Below are 22,916 nucleotides of genomic sequence, written 5' to 3'. Positions count from 1 at the left end.
TTCACCTGATGAGAGATTTGTCACCATGGATATTATGGAAGTAATCAAAGACCAGATCGCAAGCAACGATATTCTGCTGTACATGAAGGGTTCACCCAATCAGCCCATGTGTGGCTTCTCGGCCCGCACAGTGCAGGCCGTGATGGAGTGTGGCCAGAAGTTCGCGTATGTCGATATTCTGTCCAACCCGGAAATTCGCACCAATTTGCCCAAGTATGCCAATTGGCCAACCTTTCCCCAGTTGTGGGTTAAGGGTGAGTTGGTCGGTGGTTGCGATATCATCACCGAGATGTTTGAAAAGGGCGAATTAAAAGCTCTGCTTGACGAAGCAGCGGCAGAGTCCTGATCGTTACGAGTGCGAAGCCGCTCGGCTTCGCACCGGTTGTGCTTGCCGCCATTCGCCATGACGTGCTTGCGTTGTTGCTCGTCTGCATGGCTGCTGCTGTCGCTGGAGAGCGTTGGCCCACGTTATCAAACGTGGCGCGATGGTTTGCATTGCAGTTGACGGCGGTTGCTGTACGTCGACAAAACTCGCCATAATGCTGCAAATGGTCACAGCAGTCCGTTATGTCAGCTTCTGAACACTATTCCGATAACACATCACTTGCACCGTTAGTGGATATTCTTGCGTCTCCGCTGTTACTGGCCCGGCGACGTCCTCCCTTGTCCTTGTCTCCATCTATCAAACGTCTCGATTATGCGCTGGATATGGCGGCACCAGGATTGGTGTGGATTCATGCCCCGGCGGGTTTTGGCAAGACGCAATATCTGCTGGAGTGGTATCAGCGCTGGCAGGGGCAAGGGCTGAATGTCCTCTGGTTCAATTGTGAAGTGACGGATGATGCCGCCTTGTTGCTGCAGGCATTATTGGCCGGTGATGGGTCGGCAGAAGCGATGGCGCTGGCGCGGCGTTGCTGGCCTCTGGAGGAACCTCCGACCTTTGCTGTCGAGCAGTTGGAATCCATTCTGCTCAACTGGTTGGCGCTGATCGACCGGCCGCTGTGTTTGTGTATCGATAACCTGCAGAACCTTGATGCCACTGGCTGGCAACTGGTTCAGCTTCTGATCCGGCGGGCTTCTGAGTCTTGTTTCCTTGCTTTGGCGACCCGTCGCGCTCCCCGAGGTGCCTGCGCCGTGTTCCAGCACCCATCCATGTTGGCCGTTGGTATGCATCAGCTCAGCTTTACCAGGCAACAGCAACAGCGCTGGCTGGAACAGCATGGGCTGCAGCTGGCTCCGGAGGAACGGGCACTGCTGGATCGCCGCCTGGCCGGTTGGCCGGCAGCGATGAGTATCTGGCTGGCCTGTGTCCGGGCCTATGCCACGCTGGATGTAATGGCCCCAGGCCTGGGGGTTTTTGAGTTGCAGGACTATTGGCTCAGTGACGTGGTCGCCGACCAGTCGGCAGAGTGCCGTTTGCTGTTACAGCAGCTGTCGGTGCTGGAACAGGGCTGTGAGGATTTGTTGCGGCGATTGAATCATCAGGATGCCAGTGCCGGGATTAAAGAGCTGGTACGGAATGGTTTTTTGCAGCCTCTGGAGCAAAGTGGCTGGGTATCGATTGCGGCACCGTTCCAGCGGCTGGTGGCTGCCACGGTCACGGAAGTGCAGCGTGAACAATGGCATCGACAGGCCTTTTATTGGTACGGCGAGCATCAGCAGCCGGTACGGGCGCTGGAACACGCGCAGAAAACGGCGATGGTGGCAGAGTTGGCGCCGTGGATGGAATCCCAGGCCGAGGCATTGATGGCCAGTCTGGATATTGCCGGTCTGATTGATTGGTGTGAGCTGGCAGGGGAGCAGGTGCTGAATCGGTCGCCACGGCTGATGCAGTTGGCCTGTTGGGCCTGGCTGGTCAGTCACCGCCAGCGCCGGGCCGACGCGATGCTGCGCCAGCTGATCCACCGGCAGTTGCTGAATGAGGCCGACCTGGCGGCGTTGCAAGGGTATCAGGCGCGACTGAAAGGACAGCACAAAAGTGCGATGAACTTGTGTAAAAAAGCGCTGGCCGGGTTGCCGGGCGATCGTTACAGCAGCCGTTTTCTGATGTGCAGTACGTTGACGTATTTGAGTCTGGGTGAGACCGACCTCGACAATGCCCGTGCCTGGAACCGGCAGGCGATGCAACTGGCGCGACAGCATGGCGTCTGGGCACTGGAAGCCCTGGCCATGTTTGATCAGGCGCGTATCGAGCTGCACCGGGGACATCTGGAGTTCAGCCTCGATATCGTCGATGCCAGCATTCAGCTGCTACGGGACAAGCCCGGACGTATCCCGGTTGTGCCGATGGGGCGACTGATGGTCTACCGGGCTTTTTTATTGTGGGTGACTCGTCGCGAAACCGAGACCCTGCCCGAGTTGTTGCAGCAGGGCAGTCGTTATTGTCGCGAAGGTGCGGATGTCATTGTGTGTTATGGCTATGGTTTGCAGGCGATGATGGCCGCCGCTGACGGTGAGTATCACCGGGCTCTGGGTATGCTGGATGAGGTTGAACGGTTGATGCATGGCTGGGGGGTTGAGTCTGATACTTATCTTTGGCTGATTCTGGTAAAGGCGAATGTCTGGATCTCCCAGGGCAAGCACCATCGGGCCCAGGGCTGTCTGGTTGAACTGCTGGATGGGCAGCCGGTAGCGCATCTGTCACGACCGGATGTGTTTCCGTTATTACCGGATTTTGCTGCCGCGACCCAGGCCAGGTTGTATCTGGTCTGTGGCCGTTTTAATGAGTGTCTGGCGGAAGTGGATGAATGGCTGCGTTGTAACTCCAGCCCAATGATCATGATGTTGATTCAGCTGATTCGTGCCGCGGCGTTACGTGGCCGTAATCAGATTGCTGAAAGTCAGCATATTTTTAATCAGGTCGGGCACCAGTTGCGGCAAGAAGGTATCAGTATGAGCTTCAAGGCCTGGCTGCCAGAGTTGTATGCTCCGGCCAGAGAAACAGAAGCGTCGATTACCGAGCCGGTACGGGTCCAGCTCAGTGATCGGGAGCACGATGTGTTACGCAAGATTGCGGAGGGATTATCGAATCAGGACATTGCTTCGCAGCTGTTTATTTCCTTGCATACCGTCAAGACCCACGCCCGCAAGATCAATATCAAACTGGGGGTGAAAAACCGCACTCAGGCGTTGAATAAGGCGAAGGAACTGCTGCTGCTATAACAGGCAGATGGAGATTCACCCACCGGGCATGATTGCTCTGGTGGGTGATGATTTGTTGAGCGGTGCGGAATAGTTCAGAGCGGAATCTAGTGTTCGGTCACTTTGGGCACTTCACATTCCCTGGAGGCGTGTGGCATGTCCACTTCCCAGGGCGGGTTCGGACGAATGTGATCAATCACGAAGTCAACAAAGCTGCGTACCTTGGCAGACAGATGGCGGTTACTCGGGTACAGGGTATGGATCGGGTTGGCTTCAAACGGATAGTTACAGCAAATGGGTACCAGGTCGCCAGACTGAATGGCCGGTGCTGCAATCAGCACAGGTAGCGGCGTAATACCGCTACCGGACAAGGTCAGGGCATACAGTGAGGCAAAATCGTTGGCCTGTAACTTGGGTTTGACCTGTACCGTCAGCTCTTTGCCTTCCGGGCTGGTCATATTCCATTGCAGCCAGCGTGATGCTGAAATCAGTCGGTGATTGGCGAGGTCATCCGGATGTTTCGGTGTACCGAAGCGTTGCAGATAGTCCGGGCTGGCGCATAACAGCATGCGCACATCGCCGAGATAACGGCCAATCAGGGAAGAGTCTTCCAGCTGCCCGATGCGGAAAGCCACGTCGATGCCTTCCTGTACCAGATCCAGCAGTTGATCAGACAGCACCAAGTCGATGGTGAGCTGGGGATGTTGATCCATAAACTCGGCCACCAGACTGGATAATACCGTTGAGCCAAACAGCACCGGTGCCGTAATACGCAGGGTACCGGTTGGTGTGGTCTGCATCTGGGTAACTGCGATATTGGCCTCTTCGATTTCACTGAGGATACGGGAGCAATGGCCATAATAGGCATTGCCGGTATCCGTCAGGCGCAAGCTGCGGGTGGTACGCTGGATCAGTCGCACACCAAGACGCTCTTCGAGTTGGGTTATTTTGCGGCTGACAGTGGACTTGGGCAGTCCGAGATTTTTAGCGGCACCGGTGAAGCTGCCAGCGTCCACAACATGGACAAAAATCGCCATTTCATTGAGGTCAAATTCTTCGCGCTTGCCAATCTGCATTAGGCTCTCCTGGTATTGGCGGTTGGTCTTCGAACACATAACGTTTGAAGTAGCATTTCGGGCCTTACCGTGCCACAAAGCCTGGAACAATGGTAGATTAAAAATATCGATTGTTCTTTATTTTGGTGTATATATCCATGCGTTATTGGTTATGTTAAGACATTGTTCTTATCTATAGGCGTATTTTGACGCCCAGAGAAACAATGGTTGGCAAGTCAGTCACGTCTTCCCGCTCGCTGTAATCAGCATTTTTGTAGCGATAGCCAGTGACATTATTACGGCCATACAGGTTGAGAATTTCACCGTACAGGGTCATTTCCCAGTGGCTATAAAAGAAGTTGCGATCGGCCCGGACATCCAGGGCGTGATAAGCCGGTAAGCGTTCGGAGTTCAGGGCGCCATAAATCGGATTGTATAGCTCCGGGTCATTGGCGTCTTGTTCTGCCCCAATAATCGGTGTCACCAGTTGACCGGATTGGTAGCGCCATTTGAAGCCCAGGGACAATACATCGCTGTAATCATAGCTGGCGACCAGATTGACGATTAAGGGCTGATCATAGCTGTAGCGGAAATCTTCATTGGTCAGCTCATTGGTGCGGCGGGTGCGGGACCAGGCAACGGAAGCCCAGCCGTACCACTGTTCACTCAGGTCCTTGTTGATAAACAGTTCCATGCCCCAGGCCTCGCCACTGGCATCGTTGGTGTAACGGGGCAGGTCGAGATATTCCTCATCCGACAGATCAGGGTAAACCGTTTGCTGGTCGGCCCGGGCAATTACCAGCCGCTGCATGGTTTTGTAGTAGCCTTCGAGGCGGATCAGCAGATCATCCCGTAGCTCATGTTCAATGCCGGTTTCGTAGTGGGTTGCCGTTTCCAGCTTGAGATCGGGATTACCAAAGTTTTTGGCGTATTGGCCGAAGTTGTCGGGGAAGTTGTGGTAGCGGCCATAGGCGGCTGTCAGATTCCAGCCGGGAGCAACCTGCCATTCAGTGCTCAGTTTGGGTTCAATAAACAGCTCGTCAGTATAGTCTTCCTGAGCCACCAGCACGCCGGGGGTTATGGTCCAGTTGTCTGTGGCTTGCCAGCTGTCGGCAACGTTGAGGTTGACGCTGGTGATAACGATATTTTCATGGAGGGTGACCGTTTCTTCGCCATCAACAAGGCGGCAGTCCGGGTTGTACTCGTCGCAGGGTGGGCCGGAATAGCTGCCTTTGATAGAGGCGTGGGATTCGGACAGCTCAGCTCCCCAGTGTAAATAGTGATTTATGCCTAGCGGTTGGGAAAACTGGCTGCGCAGTATGTAGTCATTGGTTTTGACGTCAACAAAATTTCCCTGGCCGATAGTGAGCTGGAATTTCTCCTCCAGTTGGGAAAGGCCGCTCTGGTGTTGCAGGCCATTGCCATAAAACTTGTCCCAGACAATCGCCTGGCTGTTGAAGTAGCGTTCAGAGCTGATACCACCCTCCAGACCCGGGTCTTGCGCCAGCTCGTCAGAATCTTCGTCGAATTTGAGACCGGCCTTGTCCCGTGAGCCAATGACCTGAACCACCAGGCTTTCTGTAAGACTGGGCTGATATTCATACTTGCCCTGATAGTCGTAATATTCGGGCAAGGTCGTAAACTGGAAATCTTCATCGTCCAGCAAGGCGTCGATATAGTACTGGAACAGGCTCTGCCGGCCCGATAAATAAAAGCCCTGTTCACTGTTGATAGGCTGTTCGATAAAAAGCCCGGCCTTGAGCAGGCTGACATCGATGACCGCCTGGGGAGTGGCAAAATCCGGAGAACGTGAGCTGGCATCAATCACCGCGGCGGTCGAACCATTGTATTCTGGCCCGAAGGCGGCGGCTTCGAGAATAAAACCATCAATGACGTTGTCGTTGAGAATGCTCGACGAGTCGCTATGAAAGATATAACCAACCGGGAAAAAATCGATGTAATAAGCGTTGTCATCCGGTGACGAGCCACGCACTGCGGGGGCGGATTCCCGGCCACCGCTGAAGACAACACCGGGCAGGCTTTCGATGGCTTGCAGTGGATCATTACCCGCACCCGGGACGCGCAACAATTTGCGCGGACTGACCGATGTTATCGGTTCGGTGACCCCCAGTACCTCGACCACCTCAATATCAGGATCATCAGCCAGGGAAGGCTCTGAGAATTCGTCTTGTGTTGCCGCGACCACAAGAGGAGAGGCAAACATTGTCGCGACGAATGGCAGAAGTCGGGATGAAGAAAGCGCTTTCATGACGGCGTCCTGTGTCCATGGAAGGTGCATTGATAGGGAGGTCAATGACATTGATGGTGGAGCTAATAATAGCGTTAATCAATATCAACTTACTGCCAGTGAGTGAAGTATCTGTGACATGAGTGGTTCTCTTTTGACCACTTCCGTCATTCCATTTCCGTCTGCATGATCTTGAGTGACTTGAAAGCTTGCAGGGCACGCTGACGGGCAAAGGCGTGGTCGACGATCGCTGCCGGGTAGCCACACTGCTGGCGTTCGAGGGTATTGGGCTGATGGCGGCGGGCGGCGGGTAGTGCGGCCAGCTCCGGTAAATAACGCACCAAGAACTGGCCGCTGGCATCAAACCGTTGCGATTGGGTGGTGGGGTTAAAAATACGAAAATAAGGCACCCCGTCAGCACCGGTGGAAGCACTCCACTGCCAGCCACCGTTGTTGGAGGCAAAATCCGCATCCACCAGATGACGATTAAAAAAAGCCTCGCCGCGACGCCAGTCGATCAGCAGGTGTTTGGTCAGAAACATGGCGCTGACCATACGCAAGCGGTTATGCATCCAGCCGCTGGCGAGTAATTGTTTTTGGGCAGCATCCACCAATGGATAGCCAGTACGGCCCTCGCACCAGGCCTGGAAGTCGGCTTCCGCATCGCGCCATGGCAGCTGTTCTGTGTCTGCCTTGAACGCCTTGTGTTGACACAGCCGGGGGAAGGCGACCAGCAAATGGCGGTAAAACTCACGCCAGGTCAGTTCGTTGATCCAGCTGTCCAGACCGGCCTGTCCTCCTGCCAGCAAGCCATTGTTCATCTGACTGGCAGCAAACAGGCATTGACGGGGCGACAGCAAACCGAGTGCAAGGGCAACGGATAATTGGCTGGTGGCATCCAGTGCTGGCAGGTCTCGTTGCTGGTGGTAAAGCCGGCCTTGCTGCTGCAGGAAGTCCTCCAGTGCATCATGTGCACTGGCTTCGTCGTCAAACCAGAGAGCGTCCGGGGAGCAATCAGTGTCAACCAGCCCATGGCGCAGTGAGAGACTTGGGCGGGTATGTGTTGGCAAGGCATCTGGGCAGGGCAGCGGGGTAAGCTGCGCGCCTTCGGCCCGGGCTAGCCAGGCTTTGCGGAACGGGCTGTAGACCTTGAAAGGTGAGCCGCTTTGGGTGGCCAGGTCGCCGGGAGGAATCAGGCACTGGTCATGAAAACGATGAACCGAAATCTGGTGTTGCCTGGCCCAGCGCTCCCAGTGGCGATCACGGTTGCTTTCGTTAACTTCGTATTCGTTGTTGAAGCTGACGTGACGAATATCCAGCTCAGTTACCAGCTGTTGCAGTTGCTGCAGGCTATGACTGAAGGTATCCGCCTGTAATACCAGCAGTTCGACACCCAGCCTGGCCAGTGATTGTTTGAGGTTATGTACCGCGTTCTGTATCAGGCGGATTTTACGTTGCCCGAGGCCGTGTTGTTGCCATTGCCGTGGTGTGACGAAGTACAGCGCCAGTACGGATGCTGATTCATCGGCGTTACTGGCCGCTCGCATGGCATGGTGCAGCGCCGGGTTGTCATGTACGCGCAGATCGGTTCGAAACCAGACCAGATGGCGGATTGGGTGGTCGTTATGCATTGGTTGCCCTGCCGGTGTTCAGTACATAGTGCTGTATCTGTCGTGGTAATGGCGTTCGTAAACGCTGCATATTGGGTCGGCCACCCTCATGGTTGGGTGGTGTGCCGGTAATAATGTTGCTGCGTTCGGTGTGAGAGAGGTAGCGCTGCCAGCGTGTCTGTTGGTCGGTCGTGGTCGCGATAAAATGAATCCAGATCTGTCTGGCTTCCAGAACGGAGGCGGCCAGGCACAGATCATTGGGGGTGAGGTTCGGACCAAGGTATTCGACCCGGAGGCCGACAGCCCCAATGGCGCAGGCTCGTACCAATACGTCCAGTTCACCGCTGGGGTGATTGGTCGCCATTAACAGAGTGGGGCTGCTGGCCCGGCGCTGTTGCTGATAAAACAGGCAGTTCAGCTTGCGCTGTAGCAGATGTTCCATGGTATGTAGCAGCATGGGATCGTCCAGCTTGCTACCGGCACGTAACTGCTGCCGCAGGGGTGCCAGGCAATGCTGGTAATACAGTGCAATCGGATAGGTCGAGAATGCCTTGCACCAGAGCGCATCGAGACGTTTGAGGTCAAGTGCCATCAGGCTGTCGATCACGCCTTGTTGCTGTTGCTGCCAGTGATCCGGGTTGCCAGCTGAGCCATGTCCTTCGATATGTTCATGATGGCCAAGCAGCAACAAGCTGATCTGGCGTATCGGGTAGCCCTGCTCCAGCCAATAGAGGATACGCCGGACATGACGGACGTGTTCTTCACTGAAAAAGCGATGGCCTTGTTCGCTACGAAAGGGATGAATCAGGCCATAACGTCGCTCCCAGGCCCGCAAGGTTGCCGGGTTAACCCCTGTGCAACGGGCAAACTCCCGGATCGGGTAGCTGCCCTGAGGAATCGATGAGCTCACAGGGTGTTCCTCAATCCCATTTCATACGGATGTGGATTGAGGTAGACCTGCTGGCGAGCGTAAGCGTTGACTGTTTTGTCGTGATTAAGGTGATGCTTCAGCAACATCAAGGGCACCACCAGAGGGACAATGCCCTGGCGATATTGTTGAATAACTTCCGTCAGCTCCGCCTTGTCTGCTGGTGTGATCAGACGTTTCAGGTAGCCCTGCAAATGCATCAGGGTATTGGTGTGCATTTTACGGCTGGCGGGGGTGGCCAGAGCCGTCATTAACTGGGTGAAATACTCGTTGGCAATATCGTCCAATGATGCATGGTGCAGGTCGGCCAGCAGCTTTCCCATGGACTTGTAATGCACCAGGCTGTGGGCCATCACCAGATATTTGTAGCGACTGTGAAAATCGATCAGTTTGGTGGCCGTCATACCGGCTGCACGGCAGGTTTGCCATTCCTGATAGGCAAATACCCGCACCATAAAATTTTCTCGCAAGGCATCATCGTTCAGTCTTCCAGCTTCTTCCATGGGCAGTAGCGGGTGAAGGCGCCGGAATTCCCGTGCAAATACGCCGGTGGTGGTACCTTCAGGATGGCCGTTGGCGAGATAGCGCTTGACGCCAAACAGGCCACAACTTGGACTTTTTTGCATCAGAATAAAGCCACTCAGATCGTTCATCTCCAGAGCTTGTTGCTGCGCATACTGTTTAAGTGGTTCAGTGACATCCTGTTCTGCGTCGGCACTGGCCAAGGCACGTACGGTTGTATCATGGCTGTTGTCACTGACCAGGCGAATAGGCTTTCTCGGGGTACCCAGACCAATTGCGACCTCCGGGCAGACCGGCACAAACTCTGCGTATTGGCTTAATACATCGGTGCAGAAACGTGACTGTTTGTGGCCGCCGTTAAACCGTACTGGCTGACCAAGAAGACAAGCGCTGATGCCAATTTTGAGAGTGGCGGTTTGCTGGGTACTATTCATTTGTATAACCTTTGTTAAGGTTTTTTGTATAGATTTGATTTTGAGGGGATTGCCGCACTGTTGTCAATAGAAGTTATGCAATTATGGTTATTTGCATAGGTTTTTGTATAAGTATTGGTATGCAAGAGACAAAATGACATAACGCACAGCCTGACTGTCAGGCGGATTCTGGCGGGGCGGCAGCAAAGGCAAAAGGCAGGGAGTCGTAAGGAGTTCAGGGGCAAACTCAGGGGCTGGTATCGAAATACCATGGCCCTGAATGGAAGGTGTTCTACATCAAGCCGGGCTATTTATTCTCCCATTAGTTTTCGCACCACTACATTGCTGATGGCGGTGGCGACTTCTGGCTCGAGGCCGACTGGGGGATGAAGGGTCAGCTTGACCAGATGTTGTCGTTGCAAGGCTTCTATTTGCTCTGGCACATCCTGACGCAAGTGGCGGCCAGCAGCAAAAAACAACGGCAATATATCAATGTGAGTGACGCCGTCATTGGACAGGGTAGCAATCATATTCTCGAGGGAAGGTTCAGCCAGCTCCATATAGGCCAGCTGTATCTGATTGGATTTGGCCATGCCTGCGCAAATATTCCCTGTCAGCTGTTCAAAAGGCTTGAGCCAGTTTGGATCGCTACTTCCGTGCGCCAATAAAATAGTGGCGTGGTTATTAGATCGGGTTTGCATAATGCAACCTCCTGATTGATAGCGAAATTCAATACAGACCATGTCCATAGAGCAAGGCCTTGTCGACGGCTCTGTCGCTTGGCCAAGCATCTTCTATATCCGCAGAATGTAACCAGTTTCTGCAGATTGCCAGAATTAGTTGCCGGTGAATGTGAAAATACTGTTTCAGTTTCTTTTCAGGAATGGCATATCACTGGTAGTGAACGATTAACTCATTGTGAACAAGCACCGCCGTACATTGTACCGACTGGTCCGGGCTAAGGTGGCGGTGCTGGTTTATCTTATGCCATATCGGTCATGGGGAACGGCGATGTCATTTGTGAGGCGGTCGTCAAATACGCATGGCTGTCTGTGAGCAATTCCCCAGAGAGGGCGAATCTTTCAGCAATGTTGTGTGGTTGCTGTCATTCTGGATGGAGTCCGCCCATGTCAGCATCATCTCTGTTTATGCCAGCAACAATAATCATGCTGGGATTGGTGTTGTTTGGCTGTTTTTTGCATCCGCTTTTGATTTTGGCCTTGGATATACTATTGTATAAGTATTGTATATATAAATGTACTTGCTGATCACAAGGCAATTTCTCCGGAGTGAAGTATGAGCAAACGTATACTGATAACGGGTGGTAGCGGATTTATAGGCTCTCGCCTGGTGAACGGATGGCTCGCGGAAGGCTATGAGATTGCCGTATTGACCCGACGCCCTGACTGGGTGGTTAAACGATGGGCTGGTCGCGTGATGGCGGTGAATGATTTGTATCAGTTGGTTGGGCCCTTTGACTGGCTTGTCAATCTGGCGGGAGAGGGGATTGCCGACCAGCGCTGGAGCCACTCACGCAAGCAGGCGTTGCGCGAGAGTCGCATCGGTGTGACCAATCGTCTGGCCGAGTGGGCAATACAAACCGGTCGGCGCTTTGATGTTGTGGCCAGTGGCTCAGCGATCGGGGTCTATGGTGCCCTGAGCGGAACTGCCGCCCAGCAGACCGTGGCTGAAACCAGCCCGGCAGGCGAAGATTTTGCCGCTCAGCTGTGTGCCGATTGGGAACAGGCTGCGCACCCTTTGTTTGCTTTGTCGCGGCGGTCGCTGATCTTGCGGACCGGTGTGGTGCTGGGAGAGCAGGGGGGCATGCTAAAGCGTTTGTGGACGCCATTTTCTCTGGGGCTGGGAGGACGTATTGGTTCTGGCAAACAGTATTTGTCCTGGATTCATATTGAGGATTATCTGGCAGCGCTGAATCATCTGCTGGCCTCTGAGGCAGAGGGGATTGTTAATATGACGGCGCCAGAGGCGGTGACAAACCGTGATTTTACCCGTGTGCTGGCGACTTGCCTGAAGCGTCCGGCACTGTTGCCCATGCCCGCAGCCGTGGCGCGTATCGTGTTTGGTGAGATGGCGGACCTGCTGCTCAAGGGGCAGCGAGTATTGCCTCTTCAGCTGCAGGAGCAGGCGTTTTCGTATCGGTACACTACACTATCTGAAGCATTGGCCAGTATTGGCCGTAATTGGACCCACTATCGTCAAGTCTAGAGGTTGACCGTGTTTGTGCCATGCCCGGATGCCCGGAATGACGTCAGTGAGTGTGATCCATTGGTATCCGCTTCGTTGTTTTGGCCAGGTTGGCACCGACACGTTTATTGGCCGCTGGTCAGCATTGACGCAGGATATATCATGAGTACAAGCCGCCAAACCATGGAACCTTACCTGTATGAATTTGGTCAGGAATACCGTATCAGCTACATCAATTTCTTGCGTGCCGGTGAGTTGACCGATGCGCGGCTGTTATTGGCGCTGGAGCGCGGTTGTGAGCGCCACTCCTTTGTTTTCTCGTTGCCCTTGTTTAATGACATAGAGAAGAGCCTGGTGGCCTGTCGCAGCCTGTATATTGCCGCCATCAAACATTCTCCCTTGTCCCCGTCTCAAGTAGAAGTGGGAGATGCTGAAGGTAAATTCGTTTATTTCACGGCCCATGCCGTTAGAGACATCACGCCCACCGCCTGACCTGAATTGCCCTGCCTGTTTTATCTCCAGAACAGTCTGGTGGAACGATCATGGCTTTTTTCAGCCGTGCCATCAGGTTAGTCTAGCCTCCTTTAGAACCATGTACCGAGGCTGGATGTGACCGAGACCCTGTTTGAGCTTGCTGCATATAGTGTATTAACCCTGATGGGCCTGTTGGCGTTATTAGCGTTGCTGCTGGGCGCCTGGGTGATCTACGCCTGGGTGGTGGATGTGCGACAGACGCAGCACACAGTCCGGCGTAATTTCCCCGTGATTGGACGTTTCCGCTACTTGTTTGAACACCTGGGTGAGTTCTTTCGGCAATACTTTTTTGCCATGGATCGCGAGGAGATGCCGTTTAACCGGGCGGATCGTACCTGGGTATATCGCGCCGCCAAACAGGAAAGTACCACCATCGCCTTTGGTTCTACCCGTCGTCTGGATGTGCCGGGCACCGTTATCTTTGTCAACAGCCCGTTTCCGGCATTGAAGCAGGATTTTGCCAGCTCAGGCCCCTTGACCATTGGTGAGCATTGCCGCAGCCCCTATACCACCAGCTCACTGGTGAATATCTCGGGCATGAGTTTTGGTGCGCTGTCGAGTGTGGCAGTTACCGCCTTGTCCCGTGGCGCTGCCATGGCAGGTAGCTGGATGAATACCGGTGAAGGCGGTTTGTCTCCGTATCATCTGGAAGGCGGCTGTGATCTGGTGTTCCAGATCGGCACGGCCAAGTACGGTGTGCGGGATGAACGTGGCATGCTGGACGATACCAAGTTGAAGGCCATCGCCGAGCACTCACAGGTACGCATGTTTGAAATCAAGCTCAGTCAGGGGGCCAAGCCAGGCAAGGGGGGTATCTTGCCGGCTACCAAGGTGAATGAAGAGATTGCCCGTATTCGTCATATTCCCCTGCACGAAGCCTCAATCAGCCCCAATGGCCACCCGGAAATCCGCTCGGTTGATGACTTGCTCGATATGATCGGTCATGTGCGGGCGGTGACTGGCAAGCCGGTGGGCTTCAAGGTCGTACTGGGAGATATTGGCTGGATCCGGGACTTGTGTCGTGCCATCCAGTTGCGCGGCAAACAATCTGCGCCGGATTTTATCACTCTGGATGGTGCCGAAGGTGGCACGGGAGCGGCACCCCAGTCGCTGATGGATTATATGGGGCTGCCTTTGAATCAGTCCTTGCCCATGCTGGTGGACACGCTGGATGAATTTCACTTGCGACCACGTATCCGGGTGATTGCTTCGGGCAAACTGATTACCCCGGACCGGGTCGCCTGGGCGTTATGTGTGGGCGCTGATTTTGTGGTGTCGGCCCGAGGCTTTATGTTTGCTCTGGGCTGTATCCAGGCGTTGCAATGCAATAAAAACACTTGTCCCACTGGCATCACTACTCACAACAAGCATTTGCAGAGTGGTTTGGTACCTTCGGACAAGGCCGTCCGGGTACAGCACTTTGTCGAGAGTCTGGTACAGGAAGTCGGGGTTATCGCCCATTCCTGTGGTGTTGATGAACCGCGTGGCCTGAGTCGTCGACACGCCCGTATTGTGCAACCGGATGGTGAGGCTCGCTGTATGACGGATATTTATCAGCCCGTCTCTTTTCATCCGGGTAATGACCTGATGCCGGAAGACTGAGTCCCCGATCTGTCTGCTCGCTGTTACTTGCCGGTTCGATAACCAGCTCCCTATGGTCTGGTTATCGAAGGGCGAGTTGAGTGAAGTGCTCTTTACCGGTGCTCTTTACCGGTGCTCTTTACCGGTGCTCTTTACCGGTGCTCTTTGCCGGTGTTGGGATAGGGGAAATGCCATTGGCAGGGAAAGTGACATTTTGTTGATTTATATCACCTTGAGATTGTAATGATCGTCAAAAATCACAGTCATATGGCGCAATATGTTGAACCTCGTCGCGGTGGTACCGCGACGAAGTGATGGCTGCCTTGTGATATAGCCAGCCAGGGTCGGGCGGCTCTCTGGTGCGGGTGACGTACCGTATTACCGCATGAAATACCGTGACACTTCCGTGAAAGCAGTTTAATCCTGAGCGGGGTCAAGGTGATGTGTTTCAGGCCCGTCATGATGATGTCCCCAGAGATATTGTCCTGGTGACAACTATATCTGTTGGTAATACATACCCGCCCCTTGGTGGGCAGGGTTCAGGAGGTTGGAAATGGGTTCAGACAGTACGTCCTATCGTTCGATTGTTGCGATTGTGGGGGATCTGGTGCGGTTGCGCGTTGCAACCCCTGAATCAGGTAAATCAACCCGGGTGCGGCTGGATGACCTGGCCGTACTGGTCAGTGGGGATGGCACCACCCGCCGTCTGGCGCAAGTGATCGACATCCGCGATGAGCAAGTCTCGATGCAGGTGTTTGATGGCACCAAAGGGCTGGCGACCGATGTCAGTGTGCAATTCCTGGGTCATCCGATGCAGGTGACTTACTCCGCCAATATTCTCGGGCGTATCTTTGATGGTCGCGGCAAGCCGATGGATCATGGCCCGGCGCTCGATTTTGACAGCCAGGTCGAGATCGGCGGACCAACCGTCAACCCGATGCGACGGGTGCTGGCATCCCGTATGATCCGTACGGGTGTTCCCATGATCGACCTGTTTAATTGCCTGGTCGAGAGTCAAAAAATTCCTGTTTTTTCCGTTTCTGGAGAACCATACAACGCCTTTCTTGGCCGTATTGGTACGCAGGCCGACGCCGACATTATCGTGTTTGGTGGTATGGGGTTGGGGTTTGACGACTTTTATTCATTCCGCCAGACCTTTGAAGATCAGGGTTCTTTTGCCCGTACCGTTATGTTTGTTAACCAGGCCTCGGATTCGATCGTCGAACGCTTGTTGGTGCCGGATATGGCGCTGGCCGTAGCGGAACGTTTTGCGGTGGAAGAAGGCAAACGGGTATTGGTGCTGCTGACCGATATGACCGCCTACGCCGATGCCCTGAAAGAAATCGGTATCGCCAATGAGCGGGTCCCCTCGAACCGTGGCTATATGGGGGACCTGTACTCACAGCTGGCCCGTCGCTATGAAAAAGCCTGTGATTATGCCAAGGGTGGATCGGTCACGATTCTTGCGGTTACAACCATGCCTGGCAACGACGTCAGTCACCCGGTACCGGACAACACAGGTTATATCACCGAAGGACAATTCTATTTGCACGATGGCCAGCTGGATCCGTTTGGTTCCTTGTCGCGCCTGAAACAGCTGGTGATCGGCAAACAAACCAGGGAAGACCACAGCCAGGTGATGAATACCATGATCCGGCTTTACTCCGGCGCCGTCGAAGCCGAACAGAAACAGGCCATGGCCTTTGATCTCAGTGATTACGATCAGCAACTACTGCAATACGGGCAACTGTTCCGTCAGCATTTTATGTCTCTGGATGTGTCGATGCCGCTGGAACAGGCGCTGGACAAGGGGTGGCAGCTGATGGCGCAATGTTTCCGTGCCGAGCAATTGCTGATGAAGCCCGAACTGATCGACAAGTATTACCCGACCGAGATGGCGGGCAGCCTGGAGACGGTCTGATATGGCACGTTTGCTGTTGTCGAAGGCCACCTTGTCGGCCCAGCGGCAAAAGCTAGCGGCTTACCAGCGCTTTTTACCGGCACTGGATATGAAACGCCAGCAGCTGCAAGGAGCCATCAAACAGGTGGAAGTGCAGCAGCAGGAGCTGGTACAGCAACGGCAGCAACTGGCACAACGTATTGGTGAACAGATGCCGATGCTGGCGGTTACCTCAATCGATTTAAAGGGATTATGCACCGTGCGGAGTTTACAGCTGCGGCGACGTAACATCGTCGGTGTCTGGATCAACGAGCTGGAAGCGATTGACTTTGATCTGGCCACCATTCCCCTGATGGCAAAACCGCACTGGGTTGCACCTCTGCAACAATGGTTACAGGAAGGCATGACTCTGGACGTCAAACACCAGTTGTTGCAGCAGCAACACCGCGTGATGGCAGCGGCTCTGCGCAAGGTGACCCAGCGGGTAAATCTGTTCGACAAGGTACTGATACCCGAGACCCGATCCAATATCCGCCGTATTGGTATCTATCTGGACGACAAGGACAGGGAGTCGGTAGTGACATCGAAAATAGCTAAAAACAAACGTCAGGCTGCGGGTGGATCATGACAATCGTCGCGTTAAAAAAAGTGGCCATCGCCGGGCGTGAAAAAGACAAGGAAGCGGTCATTGCCCGTTTGCAGGCATTTGGTCAGCTGCATCTGATTGATGGCCATGAGAGCGGCGAGGAAGTGCCGGAAGGGGTTCGTCATTTGAATCAGGCGATCCGTTTTCTGGAGCAAGGGGAAAGTCGCCGGCGGCCGTTAAAAAAATTTACCGGTTTTCATTTGCAACCGGTCGTTAATGAAGCCATTGACGTACAGCACCAGCTGCGGCAACTGGAAGACCAGCGTGACGAAGTCCAGGCCCGGATACAGCGGATGCTGCCCTGGGGTGAGTTTCATTTCCCCGACGACGCGTGGGTTAACCATGTACGGCTGTGGTTTTATTGCTTGCCTGTGAACAAGCGCAGCTGGCTGGATCGGCTCTACAAGGCCGGAGCGGCAATCCGGCTTCCTGACCAGAGCCAGAATCCGGATGATATTCATTGGGGTATCCCCTGGCAGCTGGTCGGCCGTGACAGCCGCCATCTTTATGTTGTCCTGTTATCTGCAACGGAACCACCATCGGCCTGCATGCCTGTGCCCCGGGAACATTTGGGTTCACGTACCCTGGAGCAGCTGACCGAAGCGTTGGAAACCATTGAGCAATCGCTCGATTCTCTGCAATCGCGACGGGAAGAATTAACCCGTTATCTGTTGTTGCTCAAACGTCATCAGGCAAGGACGCACAATCACACACTCTGGCGTCAGGTGGTGGATCGATTGTCCTCGGATGGCCAGGTGTTTACGCTGCTGGCCTGGGTGCCGGTATCTTCCTTGCCGGCGTTATCAACCCTGGCTCGGGAAACCGGTTTTGCCTTTGTTGCCAGTGACCCTGCCGCTGATGAATCTCCCCCTACCTTGCTGAAGCCGCTGGCGGGTTTTGCTGCTGGCGGGTTGCTGACCCGTTTTTACCAGTTACCGGCCTACCGTTCCTGGGATCCTTCCGTGCACCTGTATCTGTCGTTTATGGTCTTTTTTGCCATGATTCTGTCGGATGCTGGTTATGCCCTGGCATTGGGCGGGTTATTGGCGTTGCGCTGGAAAGCGATGGGTAAGAGTGAAACCGGTCGCGGTCTCCGCCAGCTGTTTTTGTCTCTGGTCGGGGCCGCGCTGGTATGGGGTGTTATGGCGGGCGAGTACTTCGGGGTGGAGCTGGCGGACGATAACTGGCTGACCAGTCTGGTGGTCATGGATATCGAGGATTACAACACCATGATGAAGGTATCGATCCTGACCGGGGTTGTGCATCTGCTGCTGGCGAATGCCAGCCTGGCCTGGCATCGCCGCCATGAACACTGGTTTGTGGTTAGCCGGGCGGGCTGGGCCGGGGTCGTACTACTGGGCTGCTGGGCCGGTTTTATTGGTATTTCGGCCACAGTAGTGGTGTTGGCGGTTGTCGCGGTGCTGGCCATTATGGTGGGTTCTGGCTGGGCCAGGCCGATATCAGCCTCTGCCAGTCCGCTGCAACGAGGCGTACAGCGGCTATTGCGCGGGTTGATGGTGTTGCCGGGCCTGAGTCAGCTGTTTGGCGATGTGCTCAGTTATATGCGCCTGTTTGCGTTGGGGCTGGCGTCGGTATCACTGGCGCTGACATTTAATCAGCTGGCAGTACAGGTGATGGCTACCGAAGGTGGGCTGGCCTTGCTTGGTGGGGTGCTGATCTTGCTGTTGGGGCACGTAGTGAATATTGCTTTGGGAGTGATGAGTGGTGTTGTACACGGCCTGAGGCTGAATTTTATTGAATTTTACAACTGGGGCGAGCCGGGTGAAGGTTACGCTTTCCAGCCGTTTCAATTAAAGGAGTTGGAAGATGAATGAGCTGGTCATAAGCCTGGGCTGGATTGGAATGTTTTCTCCCATTGCACTGGGCTGTATGGGCAGTGTGATTGGCTGTGGTCTGGCTGGTCAGGCTGCCATTGGTGCCATGCTGGATACAGACAGTGGCCATGGGCGTTTTATCGGTTTGTCGGTGTTGCCGTCGTCGTTTGTGATTTATGGCATCGTCTTGCTGTTTACCTTGCAACGAGAGGTCGGTATTGAAAACGCTGCCGGGTTGTTTGGTATCGGACTATTATCCGGGCTGTCTTTGATGGTCGCCGGGATCTGGCAAGGACGAGCGTGTGCCGCTGCGATCAGTGCTTCAAAAGAGAAGCCGGAGATTTTTGGTATGTCGATTGCTCCGGCGGCCGTGGTTGAAGGTTTCGGTGTGTTTGTCTTTATTTTTGCGCTGGTGCTGTCGGGCGGTATTCCTGCTCTGGCGGCTCAGTAACAGGCTGATGGATGTTTATCTGTTGCTTGATAAACGGGTAAACGCAGGAGGAATTGGATGAAACAATCAGGCAGTGACGTCGTTTCCGCCGGGATTGACGAACTGGTTAGCCGTTTGCGTCAGGATGGCGTTGAGGCGGGGGAAACAGAAGCCGAGGCAATTCTGGCCGATGCCCGCCAACAGGCCGCGGCCTTGTTGGCTGATGCTCGCCAACAAGCCGACAAGCTGATTGCCGAGGCGAAAGAAGACGCCCGTCGTGAGCAGCAGGCTGCCAGTGAAGCCATGCAAATCGCCTTTCGGGATCTGGTTCTGGATATGAAATCCATGCTGGAGCAGCGTTTTTCAGCGGATGTTTCGCGCTTGGTGCGCCAGCAACTGGATCAGCCGCAACTGCTGGCCAAGCTGATACGGGCCGCCGCAGGACGGCTACTGGAGCAGGCCGAATTACCCGCCGAGAGTGAGCTGGATTTGCTGTTACCACCGCAGATACTGGCGCTGGATGATATTCGGCGATCACCGGAGTCCGCCATGCAAGGGCCGCTGGCCGATCTGGCTTTTGCGTTACAGATCGACATGCTGCGCGATGGTGTGACCCTGGCCGCCGGTTCGGCTGATCACCATGGTATTACGCTGGTACTGCGTGACGAGAAAATTGAAGTGGATCTCAGTGACCGGGCCATTGCCGGGTTGTTATTGGGTTATTTACAACCCAGATTTCGCGCCATTCTTGATGGCATTATTCGTTAGTTGTTGGTTGTTTGCACTAGGGGTCTGAATGGACTGGCGTGATCGCTACACCCTGTTGATGTCGAGTTTACCGGCCCATGAGCGCTGGGGAAGCCGTCATCAGACACCGCTTTCCCGCTTGAAACTGGAGCGCCGATTGCGACTGTTAAGTCAGCCGGATGCTGACCTGCTGGCACGTATTGAATCCTTGCTGCAATGGCGTGAACTTCCCATTACCAGCGATAACCAGCAACTGGTATTGCGGCAACGAAAACTGCTTGAGACGTTGCGGCATGACGATACCCGCCCGAGGGCCGAAGCAACGGCTCTGCTGGCGTTGATTCAGCAGCGGCTGGATGTCCGGACGCTGGTTGCCGCACTGTGGCGACGGGAGTATCAGCAGGACAACGATCCACCGCCATCCGGCCTTTGGAGTGTGAGTCGTTATCGTCAGACCATAGAGCAGTACTGGCATGAGCCAACGTTCCGGCTGGAGGTCGCCCAGCCTTGGTTGCCACAAGCGCTGACCTGTATCCGCTCTCATCAACCCTGGGAGCTGGAGCAGATGTTATTGCAGCATAACTGGATCCTGACCGGGCGCTACCTGTTGCCTGGAGACAACAGCCTGGTGGCTGTCGTGGCGTATGTCCTCAAATGGGACATGCTGGATCGTCGTATCGGTTATGACGCTACCCAGGCCCAGGCCCGTTTCAGTGACTGGGTGGCGGTGGACATTGCTGCGGTAACAGCCGTTGAGCCAGGCCCTCTTGACCCCAAAGCCAGTAGCAACTTTACCCAATCATCGACCATGGCCAGTGGAGCACCGTTATGACGATGGAGACAGCCGCAGAAAAGGCGGACTCAGGTCAGCAAGCAACAGCACGTATTGTCGCAGTACAGGATGATCTGGTGACAATAGAAAGCATCGAAACCGTCGCCGGGTCTGGAGACTACCGGCCATTGTCCAAAAATGAAGTGGTGTTTGTTTTGCCCGGCCGCCTGACCGCAGATGGCAGACAGGAATGGCTGAAAGCCGAAGTCCTGAGGATTCATGGCCGCCGGGCCGACGCGCAAGTTTACGAAAGCACCCGGGGGGTTGGTATCGGTGATCCGGTACTACAAACCGGAGAGCTGTTGTCGGCTGAACTGGGTCCAGGTCTGCTGGGAATGGTCTACGACGGTTTGCAAAACCCGCTGGAGCAACTGGCGGCCAACTACGGCACTTTTTTGCCGCGGGGTGTGGATATTCGCGGTCTGGATCAGGCTCGACGCTGGTCCTTCAAGCCGCTGATCAAGGAAGGCGAGAAAGTCCGGGCGAGTGATATTGCCGGCGTGGTGGCAGAAGGACGGTTTGAGCACAAGATCATGGTGCCGTTTGACTGGCCAGGAGAATGGCAGCTGGATTGGATTCTGGAGGGCAGCTTCAGTGTTGCCGATCCGGTTGCCCGCCTGACGCCACTGTCGGCTGAAGGAGTGGCTGACCCGCATCGCAGTCGTAACCTGACCCTGAGTCAGCGCTGGCCGATTCGACTGCCGATTTCTCGTCGATTGATGGCGCTGGGAGAGGCTGAACGTCTCTATCCGAGCCAGCCGTTGTCGACCACCATTCGTCTGGTGGATACCTTTTTCCCCCTGGCCAAAGGTGGTACTGGTTGTATTCCGGGGCCATTTGGCGCCGGGAAGACCGTACTGCAAGGGCTGATTTCCCGCTACTCCGATGTGGATATTGTGATCGTGGTGGCTTGTGGTGAGCGGGCCGGTGAGGTGGTTGAAACCATTCAGGAGTTTCCCGGTATGACGGACCCCAAAACCGGCGGCAGCCTGATGGATAGAACCATTATTCTCTGCAATACCTCATCGATGCCGGTGGCTGCCCGGGAAGCCTCTATTTATATGGGCATCACTCTGGCGGAGTATTACCAGAGTATGGGTTATGACGTCTTGCTGATCGCCGATTCGACGTCGCGCTGGGCCCAGGCAATGCGGGAAACTTCCGGCCGGCTGGAAGAAATTCCAGGGGAGGAAGCCTTTCCGGCTTATCTGGACTCTTCGATTCGCAATATTTATGAGCGCGCTGGGGTGATTCGTCGTACCGATGGCGTTGAGGGTACCTTTACCATGGTAGGGACCGTCTCACCGGCTGGTGGTAACTTTGAAGAGCCAGTGACCCAATCCACGCTGGGGACGGTCAAAACCTTTCTGGGGCTGTCTGCGGATCGGGCTTATCGGCGCTTTTATCCCGCGGTTGACCCGTTGATTTCCTGGTCGCGTTACCTTAAACAGTTACAGCCCTGGTTTGATACCCATTTATCCCCGGGTTGGACGCGGCGGGTCGAAGTGTTGTCGGAACTGCTGGTACGAGGTGATGAAGTCAGCCGCATGATGCAGGTGACTGGTGAAGAGGGGGTAACGCTGGACGACTTTATCGTGCAACAGAAAGCGCTGCTGCTGGATATGGTGTATTTGCAGCAGGATGCCTTCGATGATGTGGATGTGTCGGTGCCGATGGATCGTCAGCAACGGTTGTTTGAATTGATGGAAGCCGTAGCGGCTCATCAGCCGCAGATGGATGCGGATTCCGACTCACAAAGGAAAGCTGCGGTACGCACTTTCTACACACGCCTGACCGGCCTGTTCAAGAACCTCAACTACGCCGTGGACGGCTCTGGCGAATACAATCGTTTGCTGGAGACGATAACTGACCTGTTGGGGGCACCTGTTTAATCCTTACTCCGGGCTATTGGATGGTTTCGAATCACGAAGCCGACTTGCAGGCCTGACAGATCAAGTCAAAAGTCGGGACGCCGAGTCGAGATCATTCGGTAGCCCCGGCACCCTCTGTTTGAAATACGCCCCAGAGCGGAGAATAACCGGTCTGTTTTGCTGGGCTAATGCGCATAAAGATGTATAGCGCTCTGGTTGTTATTATGTTGTTGCTATTGGCGGCTTGTTATTTTAATGGCCTGCCATGATCTGTTCAGAATTAAACAGAATGAGATTGCGGAAAGATTATCAGGAAAAGTTATTGATATGGATTGGCCATTTCTTGCCATTGTTTATTGGTACTGTGTTTTTATCAGATCGTGCTGTTATTGATTATTCGTGCTGATAATTCACTAAT

Annotated in this window: 18 protein-coding genes; 12 read left to right on the top strand and 6 right to left on the bottom strand. The window is 54.6% G+C overall.

The window, feature by feature from the left end:
- Positions 1-25 precede the first annotated feature (25 nt).
- Both grxD and Q4551_RS04875 read left to right on the top strand, forming a co-directional pair.
- Positions 26-346 (top strand): Grx4 family monothiol glutaredoxin, encoded by a 321-nt coding sequence (gene grxD, locus Q4551_RS04880; RefSeq protein ID WP_303432107.1) that lies wholly within the window; start codon positions 26-28, stop codon positions 344-346.
- A gap of 221 nt (positions 347-567) precedes the next feature.
- The gene (locus Q4551_RS04875; RefSeq protein WP_303432105.1) at positions 568-3,162 is read left to right on the top strand and encodes a LuxR C-terminal-related transcriptional regulator; all 2,595 of its coding nucleotides are present in this window, start codon (positions 568-570) and stop codon (positions 3,160-3,162) included.
- Positions 3,163-3,248: 86 nt separating this feature from the next.
- Here Q4551_RS04875 and Q4551_RS04870 read toward each other — a convergent pair whose 3' ends face one another.
- The 6 genes from Q4551_RS04870 to Q4551_RS04845 all read right to left on the bottom strand — a co-directional run bounded on the left by Q4551_RS04870 (position 3,249) and on the right by Q4551_RS04845 (position 10,618).
- A complete protein-coding gene (locus tag Q4551_RS04870) occupies positions 3,249-4,217 on the bottom strand; it encodes a LysR family transcriptional regulator (protein ID WP_303432103.1) in 969 nt (322 codons plus the stop codon).
- A 172-nt stretch (positions 4,218-4,389) separates the two neighbouring features.
- A complete protein-coding gene (locus Q4551_RS04865) occupies positions 4,390-6,465 on the bottom strand; it encodes a TonB-dependent siderophore receptor (protein ID WP_303432100.1) in 2,076 nt (691 codons plus the stop codon).
- 146 nt (positions 6,466-6,611) lie between these two features.
- On the bottom strand, positions 6,612-8,075 hold the full coding sequence (gene phrB / locus Q4551_RS04860) for a deoxyribodipyrimidine photo-lyase (RefSeq protein ID WP_303432098.1): 1,464 nt from the start codon (positions 8,073-8,075) through the stop codon (positions 6,612-6,614).
- A complete protein-coding gene (locus Q4551_RS04855; protein ID WP_303432096.1) occupies positions 8,068-8,964 on the bottom strand; it encodes a MerR family transcriptional regulator in 897 nt (298 codons plus the stop codon). The genes phrB and Q4551_RS04855 overlap by 8 nt, the downstream gene beginning before the upstream one ends.
- Complete coding sequence (locus tag Q4551_RS04850; RefSeq protein ID WP_303432094.1) at positions 8,961-9,938, bottom strand: DUF523 and DUF1722 domain-containing protein; 978 nt, start codon at positions 9,936-9,938, stop codon at positions 8,961-8,963. Before Q4551_RS04850 ends, Q4551_RS04855 begins: the two co-directional genes overlap by 4 nt.
- A 290-nt stretch (positions 9,939-10,228) precedes the next feature.
- A complete protein-coding gene (locus Q4551_RS04845) occupies positions 10,229-10,618 on the bottom strand; it encodes a sirohydrochlorin chelatase (RefSeq protein WP_303432092.1) in 390 nt (129 codons plus the stop codon).
- 595 nt (positions 10,619-11,213) lie between these two features.
- On the opposite strand from Q4551_RS04845, the gene Q4551_RS04840 reads away from it, so the two are divergent.
- The 10 genes from Q4551_RS04840 to Q4551_RS04795 all read left to right on the top strand — a co-directional run bounded on the left by Q4551_RS04840 (position 11,214) and on the right by Q4551_RS04795 (position 22,519).
- Positions 11,214-12,143: a TIGR01777 family oxidoreductase gene (locus tag Q4551_RS04840; RefSeq protein ID WP_303432090.1), complete on the top strand. Its 930-nt coding sequence runs from the start codon at positions 11,214-11,216 to the stop codon at positions 12,141-12,143.
- A 141-nt stretch (positions 12,144-12,284) separates the two neighbouring features.
- Positions 12,285-12,614 (top strand): hypothetical protein, encoded by a 330-nt coding sequence (locus Q4551_RS04835; protein WP_303432088.1) that lies wholly within the window; start codon positions 12,285-12,287, stop codon positions 12,612-12,614.
- Positions 12,615-12,779: 165 nt separating this feature from the next.
- Positions 12,780-14,258: an FMN-binding glutamate synthase family protein gene (locus tag Q4551_RS04830; protein WP_303432292.1), complete on the top strand. Its 1,479-nt coding sequence runs from the start codon at positions 12,780-12,782 to the stop codon at positions 14,256-14,258.
- 532 nt (positions 14,259-14,790) lie between these two features.
- On the top strand, positions 14,791-16,158 hold the full coding sequence (locus tag Q4551_RS04825) for a V-type ATP synthase subunit B (RefSeq protein WP_303432086.1): 1,368 nt from the start codon (positions 14,791-14,793) through the stop codon (positions 16,156-16,158).
- Position 16,159: 1 nt separating this feature from the next.
- Positions 16,160-16,765, top strand: coding sequence for a V-type ATP synthase subunit D (locus Q4551_RS04820; RefSeq protein WP_303432084.1), 606 nt, complete (start codon positions 16,160-16,162; stop codon positions 16,763-16,765).
- A complete protein-coding gene (locus tag Q4551_RS04815; RefSeq protein WP_303432082.1) occupies positions 16,762-18,618 on the top strand; it encodes a V-type ATP synthase subunit I in 1,857 nt (618 codons plus the stop codon). The genes Q4551_RS04820 and Q4551_RS04815 overlap by 4 nt, the downstream gene beginning before the upstream one ends.
- A complete protein-coding gene (locus Q4551_RS04810) occupies positions 18,611-19,069 on the top strand; it encodes an ATP synthase subunit C (protein WP_303432081.1) in 459 nt (152 codons plus the stop codon). The genes Q4551_RS04815 and Q4551_RS04810 overlap by 8 nt, the downstream gene beginning before the upstream one ends.
- Positions 19,070-19,126: 57 nt before the next feature.
- On the top strand, positions 19,127-19,816 hold the full coding sequence (locus Q4551_RS04805; RefSeq protein WP_303432080.1) for an HrpE/YscL family type III secretion apparatus protein: 690 nt from the start codon (positions 19,127-19,129) through the stop codon (positions 19,814-19,816).
- Positions 19,817-19,844: 28 nt separating this feature from the next.
- A complete protein-coding gene (locus Q4551_RS04800) occupies positions 19,845-20,627 on the top strand; it encodes a hypothetical protein (protein WP_303432079.1) in 783 nt (260 codons plus the stop codon).
- On the top strand, positions 20,624-22,519 hold the full coding sequence (locus Q4551_RS04795; RefSeq protein ID WP_303432078.1) for a V-type ATP synthase subunit A: 1,896 nt from the start codon (positions 20,624-20,626) through the stop codon (positions 22,517-22,519). The genes Q4551_RS04800 and Q4551_RS04795 overlap by 4 nt, the downstream gene beginning before the upstream one ends.
- Positions 22,520-22,916: the final 397 nt, after the last annotated feature.

The organism is Oceanobacter sp. 5_MG-2023, assembly GCF_030548165.1.
Taxonomy (GTDB): domain Bacteria; phylum Pseudomonadota; class Gammaproteobacteria; order Pseudomonadales; family Oceanobacteraceae; genus Oceanobacter.
The sequence above is the reverse complement of the archived record's forward strand: the minus strand, read 5'-3'. Positions and strand labels throughout refer to the sequence as shown.

Coding starts and splice junctions, on each gene's coding strand:
- grxD (WP_303432107.1), top strand. CDS start 26: ATGGATATTATGGAAGTAATCAAAGACCAGATCGCAAGCAACGATATT.
- Q4551_RS04875 (WP_303432105.1), top strand. CDS start 568: ATGTCAGCTTCTGAACACTATTCCGATAACACATCACTTGCACCGTTA.
- Q4551_RS04870 (WP_303432103.1), bottom strand. CDS start 4,217: ATGCAGATTGGCAAGCGCGAAGAATTTGACCTCAATGAAATGGCGATT.
- Q4551_RS04865 (WP_303432100.1), bottom strand. CDS start 6,465: ATGAAAGCGCTTTCTTCATCCCGACTTCTGCCATTCGTCGCGACAATG.
- phrB (WP_303432098.1), bottom strand. CDS start 8,075: ATGCATAACGACCACCCAATCCGCCATCTGGTCTGGTTTCGAACCGAT.
- Q4551_RS04850 (WP_303432094.1), bottom strand. CDS start 9,938: ATGAATAGTACCCAGCAAACCGCCACTCTCAAAATTGGCATCAGCGCT.
- Q4551_RS04845 (WP_303432092.1), bottom strand. CDS start 10,618: ATGCAAACCCGATCTAATAACCACGCCACTATTTTATTGGCGCACGGA.
- Q4551_RS04840 (WP_303432090.1), top strand. CDS start 11,214: ATGAGCAAACGTATACTGATAACGGGTGGTAGCGGATTTATAGGCTCT.
- Q4551_RS04835 (WP_303432088.1), top strand. CDS start 12,285: ATGAGTACAAGCCGCCAAACCATGGAACCTTACCTGTATGAATTTGGT.
- Q4551_RS04830 (WP_303432292.1), top strand. CDS start 12,780: ATGGGCCTGTTGGCGTTATTAGCGTTGCTGCTGGGCGCCTGGGTGATC.
- Q4551_RS04825 (WP_303432086.1), top strand. CDS start 14,791: ATGGGTTCAGACAGTACGTCCTATCGTTCGATTGTTGCGATTGTGGGG.
- Q4551_RS04820 (WP_303432084.1), top strand. CDS start 16,160: ATGGCACGTTTGCTGTTGTCGAAGGCCACCTTGTCGGCCCAGCGGCAA.
- Q4551_RS04815 (WP_303432082.1), top strand. CDS start 16,762: ATGACAATCGTCGCGTTAAAAAAAGTGGCCATCGCCGGGCGTGAAAAA.
- Q4551_RS04810 (WP_303432081.1), top strand. CDS start 18,611: ATGAATGAGCTGGTCATAAGCCTGGGCTGGATTGGAATGTTTTCTCCC.
- Q4551_RS04805 (WP_303432080.1), top strand. CDS start 19,127: ATGAAACAATCAGGCAGTGACGTCGTTTCCGCCGGGATTGACGAACTG.
- Q4551_RS04800 (WP_303432079.1), top strand. CDS start 19,845: ATGGACTGGCGTGATCGCTACACCCTGTTGATGTCGAGTTTACCGGCC.
- Q4551_RS04795 (WP_303432078.1), top strand. CDS start 20,624: ATGACGATGGAGACAGCCGCAGAAAAGGCGGACTCAGGTCAGCAAGCA.